The 11898-nt window shown below is 71.6% G+C and carries 11 protein-coding genes and 1 other RNA gene; 8 read left to right on the top strand and 4 right to left on the bottom strand.

Going from position 1 to position 11898, the window contains the following annotated elements:
• The first annotated feature begins 177 nt into the window (after positions 1 to 177).
• Both smpB and ssrA read left to right on the top strand, forming a co-directional pair.
• Positions 178 to 657: an SsrA-binding protein SmpB gene (gene smpB, locus A3IG_RS0121930; RefSeq protein ID WP_018385738.1), complete on the top strand. Its 480-nt coding sequence runs from the start codon at positions 178 to 180 to the stop codon at positions 655 to 657.
• Positions 658 to 827: 170 nt separating this feature from the next.
• Positions 828 to 1208: a transfer-messenger RNA gene (ssrA, locus tag A3IG_RS32940) on the top strand.
• Between the two features lie 104 nt (positions 1209 to 1312).
• On the opposite strand, the gene A3IG_RS30825 is transcribed toward ssrA, so the two are convergent.
• Complete coding sequence (locus tag A3IG_RS30825; RefSeq protein ID WP_018385737.1) at positions 1313 to 1957, bottom strand: TetR/AcrR family transcriptional regulator; 645 nt, start codon at positions 1955 to 1957, stop codon at positions 1313 to 1315.
• Positions 1958 to 2031: 74 nt separating this feature from the next.
• Here A3IG_RS30825 and A3IG_RS0121920 point away from each other — a divergent pair, with 74 nt between their 5' ends.
• Positions 2032 to 2667 (top strand): NAD(P)-dependent oxidoreductase, encoded by a 636-nt coding sequence (locus A3IG_RS0121920; protein WP_018385736.1) that lies wholly within the window; start codon positions 2032 to 2034, stop codon positions 2665 to 2667.
• A 149-nt stretch (positions 2668 to 2816) separates the two neighbouring features.
• Here A3IG_RS0121920 and A3IG_RS0121915 read toward each other — a convergent pair whose 3' ends face one another.
• Entirely contained in the window at positions 2817 to 3053 is a 237-nt protein-coding gene (locus A3IG_RS0121915) for a hypothetical protein (protein ID WP_018385735.1), read from the bottom strand.
• Positions 3054 to 3596: 543 nt separating this feature from the next.
• Between A3IG_RS0121915 and A3IG_RS0121910 the strand changes: the two genes are divergently transcribed.
• Positions 3597 to 4235 carry a GAF domain-containing protein gene (locus tag A3IG_RS0121910; RefSeq protein WP_158676925.1) on the top strand — a complete coding sequence of 213 codons (639 nt, stop codon included), beginning with the start codon at positions 3597 to 3599 and terminating at the stop codon, positions 4233 to 4235.
• A 70-nt stretch (positions 4236 to 4305) separates the two neighbouring features.
• Entirely contained in the window at positions 4306 to 5727 is a 1422-nt protein-coding gene (locus A3IG_RS0121905; RefSeq protein ID WP_018385733.1) for an RtcB family protein, read from the top strand.
• 52 nt (positions 5728 to 5779) lie between these two features.
• Here the strand turns inward: A3IG_RS0121905 and A3IG_RS0121900 are convergent, their stop codons facing one another.
• Positions 5780 to 6280, bottom strand: coding sequence for an archease (locus tag A3IG_RS0121900; RefSeq protein WP_407701037.1), 501 nt, complete (start codon positions 6278 to 6280; stop codon positions 5780 to 5782).
• Positions 6270 to 7301 carry a CapA family protein gene (locus tag A3IG_RS30820; protein WP_018385731.1) on the bottom strand — a complete coding sequence of 344 codons (1032 nt, stop codon included), beginning with the start codon at positions 7299 to 7301 and terminating at the stop codon, positions 6270 to 6272. Before A3IG_RS30820 ends, A3IG_RS0121900 begins: the two co-directional genes overlap by 11 nt.
• 211 nt (positions 7302 to 7512) lie before the next feature.
• Here A3IG_RS30820 and A3IG_RS0121890 point away from each other — a divergent pair, with 211 nt between their 5' ends.
• The 3 genes from A3IG_RS0121890 (at position 7513) to A3IG_RS0121875 (ending at position 11811) form a co-directional block, all read left to right on the top strand.
• Positions 7513 to 8295, top strand: a complete 783-nt coding sequence (locus A3IG_RS0121890) for a DUF427 domain-containing protein (RefSeq protein ID WP_018385730.1) — start codon at positions 7513 to 7515, stop codon at positions 8293 to 8295.
• Positions 8296 to 9059: 764 nt separating this feature from the next.
• On the top strand, positions 9060 to 10436 hold the full coding sequence (locus A3IG_RS0121880) for a nitrate/nitrite transporter (RefSeq protein WP_018385728.1): 1377 nt from the start codon (positions 9060 to 9062) through the stop codon (positions 10434 to 10436).
• A 193-nt stretch (positions 10437 to 10629) separates the two neighbouring features.
• Entirely contained in the window at positions 10630 to 11811 is a 1182-nt protein-coding gene (locus A3IG_RS0121875; protein ID WP_040912109.1) for a uroporphyrinogen-III synthase, read from the top strand.
• Positions 11812 to 11898 lie beyond the last annotated feature (87 nt).

The raw sequence follows: 11898 nt of genomic DNA, 5'->3' as shown, positions 1-11898 counted from the left end.
GGACTGGTACAACTACCACCGACCCCACACCGGCATCGGCGGCCACCCACCAGCCACCCGCGTCACCAACCTGCCCGAACAACACACCTAGGGCCAGGCCCTAGGCCCGGCGGCCGGCCCAGTGGCCCGGGAAACCAGGTGGGACGGGCCGGCACGGGGTGCGACAATGACCTCACCATGGCCAAAGAGACTGGACGCAAGCTGATCGCGCAGAACCGCAAGGCGCGGCACGACTACCTCATCGAGGACACCTACGAGGCGGGTATGGCCCTGACCGGGACCGAGGTCAAGTCGCTCCGTCTCGGACGTGCCTCGCTGGTGGACGGGTTCGCGCAGATCGAGGGCAACGAGGTCTGGCTGCACCACGTGCACATCCCCGAGTACAGCCAGGGCACCTGGACGAACCACGCCGCGCGACGCAAGCGCAAGCTGCTGCTCCACCGGGGCGAGATCGAGAAGCTGAGGGTCAAGACGCAGGAGACCGGGCACACCCTGGTCCCGCTCTCCCTGTACTTCAAGGACGGCCGGGCCAAGGTGGAGATCGCCGTGGCGAAGGGCAAGAAGCTGCACGACAAGCGGCAGGCGCTGCGGGAGAAGCAGGACCGCCGCGAGGCGGATCGGGCGATTGCCGCCGCCCGTCGCCGGCAGCGGGGCTGACCAGGCCCGGCGCGTCCCGGGGGGCCCCGTGGCGCCGGCGGGAATGGCGTGGCACGCCCCTGCGTTGTGACCTATGATGGCGCCCGGACCCGGCCTCGTCGCAGGTGCCGGCCCGCGGACGGTTCACACCGGGCAGCGGGATGTTTGACAACTGAAGAGAACATCACCATGGGGGTGATCGGTTTCGACTGTGGATGTCGAAGCAGGGGAAGCGAGCCGAGGAAGCGGTAATGATCTCGTTAACCATATGCCGCAAAAAAATAATCGCCGATTCCAAGCGCGATTCCTTCGCCCTCGCTGCCTGATTAGAACAGTCAGCGACCACGCGAAGTGTCGGACCGGGAGTGTTCCCGACCCGGACCCCGGCATCATCTAGGGAACTCCACCGCTAGTCCCGGCCACGGGGGCTAGCGGAAAACCTCACAGTGGCTGGGCCTGTCGGAGACTTGTCTGCGTGATCTCCGGGGCCGAGAAACTCGTAGCAGACTGCGCTCGGAGAAGCCCTGGTTTTACACCACAGGACGCGGGTTCGATTCCCGCCACCTCCACCATGGAAAGGGCGACGTGGGCCGCGGAGACGCGGGCCGCGTCGCCCTTTTGTCATTCCATGTCACTCGCCGTTCCATGTCACTCGCCGTTCCGCGTCACCCGTCGTTCACGTCGCCCCGCCGTCCACGTCACCGTCCTGGCCGGTCGTGGCGGGCCGGGGCGCGATGCCGGCGAGCACGGTGCGGGCGAGGTCGGTGGCGAAGACGTCCAGGGGTTGGGCGTAGGGCTCGTCCGAGAAGACATGGAGGAAGGCGCGCTGGAAGCAGGCGCCGAGGACCAGGCTGGCCGCGGCGACCGGGTCGGCCTCCCGGTGGACCCTGCCGGCGGCGCGCTCGATCCGCAGGTAGGTGGCGAGCGCCTCCAGGGGCCGGTGCGGCCCGGCGTTGAGGCGGTGCAGTCCCTCGCGGTGGCGGCGCAGCAGCGCTGGTTCGGCGAAGAGGGAGCCGGCGATGGGCGTGCTGGACTCGTAGAACAGCACGGCATGCCGGACGATCTCCACCAGGTTCTCCTGGACCGTCCGCTGGCCGGGATCGACGCTCAACTCGGCGAGCAGCGGACCGAGGCGCGGTAGCCGCTCCTCCAGGACCTGCACGAACAGGTCCTCCTTGCTGGAGAAGTGCTTGTAGAGGGCGGCCTCGGAGCAGTCCGCCGCGCGGGCGATCTCCTTGGTCGTGGTGTGGGCCAGGCCGACGGTGCGCAGCAGTCGTTCTGCGGCGTCGAGAATTCGGGTCCTGGCGGGCGCGGGTTGCATCAACGGCTCCTGCTGGACGGTGAGTGTTCACTCACCCTAGGGTAAGTAAACATTCACTCACCAGGGGGTACGTGATGGAACTCACGGTCTTCGGAGCAACGGGTGGGACCGGGCGGGAGCTGGTGCGGCAGTCGCTGGAGGCGGGACACCGGGTGACCGCGGTCGTGAGGGACCCGGCGCGCCTACCGGTCAGCCATGAGCGGCTGACCGTGCTGACCCTTGACGTGACCGACGCGGAGGCGCTGCGGCCCGCGGTCGAGGGACGGGAGGCGGCCCTGTCCGCGCTGGGCTCACCCAGCAATAAGGGGGCGGGGATCGCGTCGGCGGGCACCAGGGCGATCCTGCGCGCACTGGAGGACAGCGGGGTCCGTCGTTACGTCGGTGTGAGCGCCGCTCCGGTGGGGCCGATACCGGCGGAGGAGAACGTCCTGGGACGGAAGGTGATCATTCCGTTGGTGCGCAAGGCGCTGGCCGCGGTCTACGCGGACCTGGCGGTGATGGAGGAGGAGATCAGGCGCAGCGCCGTGGAGTGGACCGTCGTGCGACCTCCTCACCTCAAGGACAAGCCGTTGACCAGGAGCTACAGAAAGTCAACGGGCGGGGTGGTGCCCAACTCCCGCTGGATCTCCCGGGCGGACCTGGCCCACGCCATGCTGTCGTTCCTGAACGACCCGGCGATGGTCAAGCAGGTGGTCGGGGTCGGCAGGTAGTGCCCTCCGCGGGGACGGCGCCGTTGGCCTGGACCTCGGCGGGGCCGCGGCCAGGCGGGAGGAACCAGCAGCGCGGCGGCGCTGTCCCCCGGAAGCCCCAGCCGTCCGAGGCTCGCCCGCGGTTGCGACGGCGGTCGGACGGGGGTGGGTCAAGCGTTCGCGGTGCGTGACGAGAACATTCGTAGGATCGCTCGTCCGCGGTCCTTGCGGGCCTCGCGCTGGCTGTCCATGATGCGCTGCCGCTCCTCCTGGAACCCGCTCGAGCGCAGTACCTTCGCCCGCTGTTCCATGTAGGCGGCGGGATCCTCCTGGAACTCCTTCATCAGCTCGGACTCGACGGAACCGTCTGTTGATGGGGCCTTGCCCCAACCCGAATCCTTGCTCATGCGACTGCCCCCAATTCAGTTGGCACTGGCTCCTGCGCGGGTTCCCTTTATCGGCGTGCTTTTCGGGACTGATTCCGAAATTCCGCTTTCGGGTCCCACTTGGGAGCCGCGCTTCCAGGCGGGCGTACCATAACAACGTGTCAGAATATCCGCTGCCTGGGTGATTTGTCAAGTCGGCCTCCGTTCACCTGCAGTGGGAAACCGGGCCGCCTCCGGTGTGTGAGTGGAGAACGCGATGGATGACCGAACCTCGGACGCAGGTGGAGTTCCGGTGGACGGAATACCCTTCGTTCGGGATGTCGCTTTACCGTACGTGTTCGAACAGTTGTGTGCTGGCGGTGATGGTGGGCGCCCCGTGCGAGAATTCGATGGAACCGTCCGGCAGTTAGGTATTCTTTTGGCCGTGCTGCCCCGGTGCTACGCTCGCGCATCATGGGGAGCAGGCGGTGGGTCCTTAGCCGGGGCACGGTTGTTGCGGGATTCCTCAGTGTTCTTTCGTACACCGCCTCCATAGTCGCGGGTCTCGAGCAACCGACCTGGCTGTTGATATCCGTCATCGGTGCCGGGTCACTGGCCGTCGTCTTCACCATCGTCCTGTCCGCCCGTGACGTGCGCACCGCGGAACAGGCGGCGCACCAGGCTGCCGCGGAGCAGCGTCGGGCACTCCAGGAGATGCTGGTCCCGCTGGTCCACACCCTGGGCGAGGTGGCCGCCCGGCCGTCGGCACGCGAGCGGGAGAGGCTCCAACAACGCATGAAATCCGCGGTCGTCGGAGCTGCCAGAATCATCGGGCCGGAGAACACCCGCGCCTGTCTGCTGGAAATCGCCGGACCACCGGGGGGCCGCGTCCTGAGCTGCCCCACGGGTCTGTGGTTCGGGAGGCAGGAGGCCCCGAGAGCCGTTTTCTGCGAGGGGGAGCCGCGCGGTGACCGTTTACTGAGGCATATGGACCAGCGCCGGCCGTTATTCGTCCCCGACATGGAACTCGAACCCCCGGAGCAGCGGACGCGGAGCCGCACCTACCGGACGTGCATCGCCGCGGCCGTCGCCCCGTCCGCCAACCATGAGGCCTTCGGTCTGCTGACGCTGGACAGCCCGGAGGCCGGAGACCTGACCGAGGAGGACATCAAGATCGTGGAGATCCTCGGCCAGCTCCTCGGTGCCGCCCTGGCGATCAAGTAGGCGGCGGGGCGTTGCTCCGTTTGCGCTCGGTCACCGACGGGCACCCGGGCAGCCGACACCGGAGGTTGCCATGGACGCCTTGGACATCGTCGAAGAGGGCCCCTACCGCTACCGGATCGAACCCCGTGGGGGCATGCGGGTGCCAGGGGTGGTGTTCGCCTCCAGGGAGCTGTTGCAGGACGCCGGCAAGTCACTGGACCAGGTGGCCAACGTGGCGACCCTGCCCGGCATCGTCGGAGCCTCCTACGCCATGCCCGACATCCACTGGGGTTACGGATTCCCCATCGGGGGCGTCGCGGCGACGGCCGTGGACCACGGGGGAGTGGTGTCCCCCGGCGGCGTCGGCTTCGACATCTCGTGCGGCGTTCGGCTGCTGGCTGCCGACCAGACCCAGCAGGAACTGGCGCCGGCGCTGGACGAGGTGATGGACGGGCTCGGCCAGGTGATCCCGCGGGGCGCGGGGCCGGGAGCGGTGTGGCGGCTCAGCGGTCGCGGTGAGCTGGAACGGGTCCTGGACGGAGGGTCGCGGTACGCGGTGGAGCAGGGCCACGGCGAACCGGGCGACCTCGAGCGTTGCGAGGACGGCGGGGCGGTGCCGGACGCCGACGTGGAGCAGGTGAGCGGGCGGGCGATGGAACGTGGTCTCGGGCAGGTCGGCAGCCTGGGTTCCGGCAACCACTTCCTGGAGGTCCAACGGGTCGCCGAGGTCTACGACGAGGCGGTGGCCGCCGCGTTCGGGCTGTCGCCCGGCCAGGTGTGCGTGATGATCCACTGTGGCTCGCGCGGCCTGGGCCACCAGGTCTGCTCGGACCACGTGCGGGTGATGAACCGGGTGATGGCGCAGTACGGCATCGACGTCCCCGACCGGCAGCTCGCCTGCGCCCCGGTGGAGTCCCCGGAGGGCCGCGCATACCTCGGGGCGATGGCCGCGGCGGCCAACTACGGGCGCGCCAACCGGCAGTTGCTGGCCGAGGCGGCCCGCCGGATCTTCCGACGCTCCACAGGGGCGCGGCTGTCGCTGGTCTACGACGTGTCGCACAACCTGGCCAAGATCGAGACGCACCAGGTGGACGGGGAGCCGCAACGCCTGTGCGTCCACCGCAAGGGCGCCACCCTGGCCCTGCCCCCGGGTGACCCCTCGCTCCCCGGCGACCTGCGGGACGTCGGCCAGCCCGTGCTGATCCCCGGCACCATGGGGACGGAGTCCTACGTGCTCACCGGCGTGGTCGGCGGCGGCGCGTTCCACTCCACCTGCCACGGGGCGGGCCGGGTGATGAGCCGGCACGCCGCCGCCCGCACCGTCGGCGGCAGGGAACTCCGGTCCCGGCTGGAGGCGGAGGGCGTCGCGGTCCGCTCCTCGTCCTGGCGCGGACTGGCCGAGGAGACGCCCGAGGCGTACAAGGACGTCTCCTCCGTGGTGGAGGTGAGCGAGGGCGCCGGGCTCTGCCGCGGCGTGGCCCGGCTCACCCCGCTCGGCGTGGTCAAGGGGTAGGACCCGGCGGGGACGGCCGGGGGTGGGCCGGGCGTTCAGACGTCAGGTGCGTTCAGACGTCCACCGTCGCCTCACCCGTCCACCCGCACGGCCCCTGCTCCAGCCGTAGCTCGTGGAACGAGACGGCCTTGGGCGCCGCCCCGGTGATGGCCACCGAGCCCACGTCCACGACCGCGAGCCGCACGTCGAGGCCGCCGCCCACCGCCTCCACCTCGACGTCCACGGGAACCTGCCCGTGCACGTCCAGCCGGAAGATCACCTCGTCGAGGAGGCCGGCCAGCAGGTCGTCGTCCGAGCCCTGCTCCACCCGGACCCGCTCCACCGCCGTCGGGTGCGTCCCGGACGTCTCCGCGAAGCTCTCCACCAACCCGAGGACGGCTTCGACCAGGCACTGCTCCCGGCCCTCGGCCCACGCCTCGACCCTGATGTCCGCGGTGTGCGGCACCGCCCGGTGCCCCCTGCCCGACCGCCCCGCGGACTCCTCACCGCAGCCGGACCGGCCCGCCGGCTCGTCGTCCGGACCGTACCGCAGGCTGCCCGGTTCACCGACCACGGCGCCCCACCCACCGTCGGCGCCGTGCCCGCGGTCCCGCACCGGGTCGGCCCGGGCCCGGGGCGGTCGGGAACGGACTGATCACCAACCGCCCCGCTGACTCGGTGACCTCGCTCCCCAGCGCCGCGCAGGCCTCCCGGAAGCGGGTGGCGACCCAGGCGTACCGGGCGCCGGTGGCCAGCCGGGTGTGGCAGTAGTCCAGGGCCAACGGCAACGCCTCGAGCCGGGTCGGCCGCGGCCCTTCGAAGGTGACCAGGAAGAGCAGGCCCAGGTCGTTCCGCAGGCGCGGGTGGACGGCGTAGTCGTCGAGGAAGTCCCCGAGGTCGTACAGGACGCGGTCGCCCACCCCGTGGAAGACGTGGGCGGAGTGGCCGGCGACCAGGGTGGCGCCGGTCTCCAGGAAGGCGCGAGCGGCCGAGCGGACGTGGTCCACCGGGCCCGCGGTCATGTTGGGCCCCCAGTGCGGGAAGACCAGGGTGATGTCGGTGTCCAGGCCCTCGATGGTCTCCGGCAGCCAGTCCGGCACGCCGTTCGCCAGGTCGGCGTAGGCGACACCGGGCCGCCCGGGCCCGGCCGCGTAGTCCGACGGGTGGTCGGTGACCCCGACCACGCCCACCCGGACCCCCGCCCGCTCCAGCACTGCCGGAGCGCGGGCCCGAGCCAGGTCGTCACCGGCCCCCACCCAGGCGATCCCGGCGGCGGAGAGGTGCCGCACCGTGTCAGCCAGGGCCTCGACGCCGTAGTCGAGGGCGTGGTTGTTGGCCAGGGTGACGCAGTCCACCCCCAGGTGCCGCAGGGCCTCGACGGCGACCGGCGGCGCCCGGAAGAAGAACGGCTTCGCCGGATCGGGCCACGGCTCACCCCGGTCCGAGACGGCGCACTCCAGGTTCAGCAGGAACAGGTCCGCCTCCCGCCCCGCCGCGACGACCTCGTCGGCGAACAGCGAGGTGGGCGGGGCCGTGGCCAACCGGTCGGCCACGCCGCGGCCCAGCATGGTGTCCCCGGCCAGCGCGATCCTCATCGCTGTGGTCCCTTGGCCCGGGGGCGTTCCCGGTAGGCGGTCAGCACCCTTCCAGTGTGGGTCCGGACCCGCCGCGCGGCGACCGCGGGACGGACCGGGTCCGACCGCGCCGTCCGCCCGGGCGGCGGGGTTGGGGCGGGCGTTGCCGGGTACCGCGCAGGGACCGTGGTGTGACGCCGCAGGCGTCGGTACCCGTGGCGAGGAGGCGATCATGAGTTTGGTGTTCGGCAACGGGGTCTTCGGGCCGGGAGGCGGGGACCTGAGCTTCGGCCCGGTACCCGAGCGCGTGTGGTACCTGGAGCGTTGGCCGCGCAGGATGCGGGCGGTGCTGGGCGGTGAGGTGGTGCTGGACAGCCGCCGCGGCCAGGCGCTCTACCGCACCGGTACCCCGGCCCCGCAGTTCTGGTTCCCGTTGGCGGACCTCCGCGGCGACCTGCTGGTCGCCGCGGACCAGGGGGACGACGGCGGGCGCAGGTGGAGCGTGGTGGTGGACGGACGGTCCGCGCCCGAGTGCGTCCTGGAACTGGTGACGTCCGACCCGGCAGGACCGCCCCTGGACGACCACGTGACGATCGACTACGGGGCCATGGACCGCTGGTTCGAGGAGGACGACCCGGTCTACGCCCGACCGCGCGACCCCTACCACCGGGTGGACGTCCGGAACTCGTCGCAGCACGTGGTGGTGCGCCACCACGACGTCGTGGTCGCCGAGAGCCACCGGCCCAAGCTGCTGTTCGAGACCGGGCTCCCGGTCCGCTACTACCTGCCGTTCGACGACGTGCGGATCGGCCTGCTGGAGCGCAGCGAGACGGTCAGCGAGTGCCCCTACAAGGGCGACGGCCAGCACTGGCACCTGGTCGTTGGGGGCCAACGCGTCCCCGACGCCGCCTGGAGCCTGCCGCACCCGTTGCCCGAGGCCACCACGGCCATCGAACACGTCTGCTTCTACGACGCCAAGGTGCGCGTCGAGGTGGACGGCGTCCCGCTGCGCTGACCGGGCACCCGGCCGCCCGGTGGTGGCGCCGGCCGGTCCCGGGTCCCGGGGGCCGGCCGCGGACGCGTGGTGTTGCGAACCCTTCAGGGCTGATGACGACCCGAGGGTAAAACCCCAGGTCAGATGGACCATGAGGAGGTCCTTGTGGGGGATTTTCGCAGCGTTCCGGCGGTCGTGCATCTGTGCAGGTCACGGCCACGCGCGGCCAGCGGGTAGCCGGCCGGCGCCGCGGGAAGCGCCGCCCCACCTAGCGTCTCCGTGCACGACTGGACCGAGCGTGGTCCGCGCGGCACTCGGCCCCCAACCACAGGGACGTTATCGGCGCGCTACTGCAGGACCTCATCGGTGACGCCCAACGCGCGGCCCGCCAGGCGGACAGCGTGATCGACCGGCGTACCGCCCAGGCCGTGCTCGCCGAGACGCACGCATACCGTCCACCGGTGCCCCGACGGGCGGTAGGCCGCCGGGGTGCACGTGGCTTGCGGGCTCCCTCCGGGCACCCGGCCGCCCGGTGGCGGCGCCGGCCGGTCGCGGGTCCCGTGGGTCGGCCGTGTTCCCGCGCGGCCGGGTCGTCGTTCCCTGCCGTCGTTCCCCTCCGTCCGCGGGGCGGATGCGCGGCCGCTCCACCCCGGCTCGTGGTCGATGACCTCACAATGCTCCGGCTGTGTGTGTGAGGTAACGGTTCCCCCGCTGAGACCTCGGGTCGCCGCGAGGAAACCGGCAGCTCACAGCGTCATCACGAGCTGGCGACCAAGGGAGGCGTCATGGCCGGCAGGACCGGAGCCCGCCGCAGGGGCGGACGCTGGATCGAACACTGGGAGCCCGAGGACGAGGCGTTCTGGGAGGGGGGAGGAAAGCGGATCGCCTCCCGCAACCTCGCCTTCTCCGTGCTCTCGGAGCACATCGGGTTCTCCGTGTGGTCCCTGTGGTCCGTGATGGTGCTGTTCATGGGCCCCGAGTACGGGGTGGACCCGGCCGGCAAGTTCTTCCTGGTCTGCATGCCCACCCTGGTCGGCGGCCTGGTGCGGATCCCCTACGCCTTCGCGGTGGCCGTCTTCGGCGGCCGGAACTGGACCATCGTCTCGGCGCTGATCCTGCTGTTCCCGGTGACCGCGCTCTGGCTGGTGATGGAGCCGGGCACCTCCTACACCACCCTGATGCTGGTGGCCGCGCTCACCGGCGTCGGCGGCGGCAACTTCGCCTCCTCGATGACCAACATCAACGCCTTCTACCCGCAGCGGCGCAAGGGCTGGGCACTGGGAATGAACGCCGGCGGCGGCAACATCGGCGTCCCGGTGGTGCAGCTCATCGGCCTCGCGGTGATCGCGGCGGCCGGCGGCCCGCGGGTCCTGCTCGCGGTGTACACCCCGCTGATCCTGGTCGCGGTGCTGGGCGCGGCGCTGTTCATGGACAACCTGGCGCCGGTCAGCAACGACACCGGCGCGGCCAGGGAGGCCGTGCGGGAGCCCCAGACCTGGATCATGGCGGTGCTGTACGTCGGCACCTTCGGTTCCTTCATCGGGTTCAGCTTCGCCTTCGGCCTGGTGTTGCAGAACCAGTTCGGGCGCACCCCGTACGAGGCCGCGCAGCTCACCTTCATAGGCCCGCTGATCGGGTCGCTGATCCGGCCGCTGGGCGGCATGCTGGCGGACCGGGTGGGCGGGGCCAGGATCACCTTCTGGAACTTCGTCGTCATGGCGGTGTGCGCCTCGGTGGTGATCTACGCCTCGCTCGAGGAGTCACTGGGGATCTTCCTCGTGGGCTTCGTCGGCCTGTTCTTCTTCGCCGGGCTGGGCAACGGGTCCACCTACAAGATGATCCCGGCGATCTTCCGGGCCAAGGCACGGGAGCGGGGGATGACCGGGGACGGGGCGGAGGCCTGGACCCGGCGGCTGTCCGGCGCGGCGATGGGCCTCATCGGGGCGGTCGGCGCGCTGGGCGGACTCCTGATCAACCTGGCCTTCCGGCAGTCGTTCCTGAGCGCCGACAGCGGCACCCCCGCTTTCGTCTCCTTCCTCGGCGCCTACGCCGTCTGCTCCACCCTCACCTGGGCCGCCTACCTGCGCGGGCCCGCGCCCAGTGGCCCCGGTGAGCTGCGAGAACGCTCCCGCGAGCCCGCACTGAGCCACGCGGAGATCTGACCCGCGAGCGGGCCCGGGCCCGCTCCCGGCAGCACGGTGGCGCCCGACCGACGTTCCGGAAAGGCTCGTGGCACACGGGGAACCGATATCGTCACCCGAAGTTGCCAGCAGACCGGGAGCGCCGTGCCGTCGGACCGGAGACGGGCCGGCCGGCGCGGCGGGCGGTGCAGTTCAACGAGGCGGGGCCGTGATCATGCGCGACCACAGCGGGGTACAGGACAACGAGCGGGCGGTTGTCCCGCCGCTCGCCGGGTTCACCGTCGGCGTCACGGCGGCCAGGCGGGCCGACGATCTCGCCGCGCTGCTGACCCGGCGGGGGGCGACGGTCATGATGGCGCCGGCGCTGCGCCTCGTTCCGCTCTTCGACGACGTCGAACTGCTCGCCGTCACCCGGCGGATGCTCGCCGACCCCCCGGACAAGGTGGTGGCCACCACGGCCATCGGCTTCCGGGGCTGGATCGAGGCGGCCGACGGCTGGGGCGTCGGCGAGGCCCTGCGGGCCTGTCTGGACGAGGTGGAGCTGCTGGCCCGGGGCCCCAAGGTCCGCGGCGCCATCCGGGCGGCCGGGCTCACCGACGCCTGGTCCCCGCCGTCGGAGTCCATGGCCGAGGTGCTCGACCGGCTGCTCGCCGAGGGCGTGCGGGGGCAGCGCATCGCCGTGCAGCTCCACGGGGAACCGCTGCCCGGCTTCGTCGAGTCGCTGCGGGCGGCCGGCGCGGAGCCGCTGGGCATCCCCGTCTACCGGTGGCTGCCACCGACCGACATAGCCCCCATGGACCGGCTGCTCGACGCGGTGGTCGGCTGCGGCGTGGACGCCGTCACCTTCACCAGCGCCCCGGCCGCGGTCAGCCTGCTCGACCGGGCCGCCCAGCGCGGCATGCGGGAGGAGGTCCTCGAGGCGTTCCGGCACCGGGTGCTTCCGGCCTGCGTGGGGCCCGTGACCGCCACCGTGCTGGAGTCGCGGGGCGTCCCCACCGTCCAACCCGAGCGCTACCGGCTCGGCCCGCTGGCGCAACTGGTGGTGTCCGAACTGCCGGCCCGGGTGCGTCCGCTGCCGGTCGCCGGTCACCGACTGGAGATCCGCGGCCACGCGGTCCTGGTCGACGGCGAGCTGCGCCAGGTGGCGCCGGCCGGGATGGGACTGCTGCGGGCACTGGCCGCGCGACCCGGCTCGGTGGTGCCCCGGGCCGAACTGCTGCGGGTGCTGCCCGGAGCGGGAACCGACGAGCACGCGGTGGAGACCGCGATGGCCCGGCTGCGCGGGGCCCTGGGCCGCCCACGGCTGATCCAGACCGTGGTCAAACGCGGTTACCGGCTGGCGCTTGACGCCTCCTCCCAGGACGACGACGGGTGCATGTCCCGCGAGGACGCCTGACTCCTGGCCGCGCCTGGCACGCCCCCTCGCGCCGCCGCGGGGGCGACGGGCACCCTGGAGGGCAAGCGGTACAGCGTCTCCACCGGT

The sequence above is a fragment of the Wenjunlia vitaminophila DSM 41686 genome, from assembly GCF_000380165.1.
GTDB lineage: Bacteria > Actinomycetota > Actinomycetes > Streptomycetales > Streptomycetaceae > Wenjunlia > Wenjunlia vitaminophila.
Note: the sequence above shows the minus strand (reverse complement) of the source record. Positions and strands in the feature narration are given on the sequence as shown.

Coding starts and splice junctions, on each gene's coding strand:
- smpB (WP_018385738.1), top strand. CDS start 178: ATGGCCAAAGAGACTGGACGCAAGCTGATCGCGCAGAACCGCAAGGCG.
- A3IG_RS30825 (WP_018385737.1), bottom strand. CDS start 1,957: ATGCAACCCGCGCCCGCCAGGACCCGAATTCTCGACGCCGCAGAACGA.
- A3IG_RS0121920 (WP_018385736.1), top strand. CDS start 2,032: ATGGAACTCACGGTCTTCGGAGCAACGGGTGGGACCGGGCGGGAGCTG.
- A3IG_RS0121915 (WP_018385735.1), bottom strand. CDS start 3,053: ATGAGCAAGGATTCGGGTTGGGGCAAGGCCCCATCAACAGACGGTTCC.
- A3IG_RS0121905 (WP_018385733.1), top strand. CDS start 4,306: ATGGACGCCTTGGACATCGTCGAAGAGGGCCCCTACCGCTACCGGATC.
- A3IG_RS30820 (WP_018385731.1), bottom strand. CDS start 7,301: ATGAGGATCGCGCTGGCCGGGGACACCATGCTGGGCCGCGGCGTGGCC.
- A3IG_RS0121890 (WP_018385730.1), top strand. CDS start 7,513: ATGAGTTTGGTGTTCGGCAACGGGGTCTTCGGGCCGGGAGGCGGGGAC.
- A3IG_RS0121880 (WP_018385728.1), top strand. CDS start 9,060: ATGGCCGGCAGGACCGGAGCCCGCCGCAGGGGCGGACGCTGGATCGAA.
- A3IG_RS0121875 (WP_040912109.1), top strand. CDS start 10,630: ATGCGCGACCACAGCGGGGTACAGGACAACGAGCGGGCGGTTGTCCCG.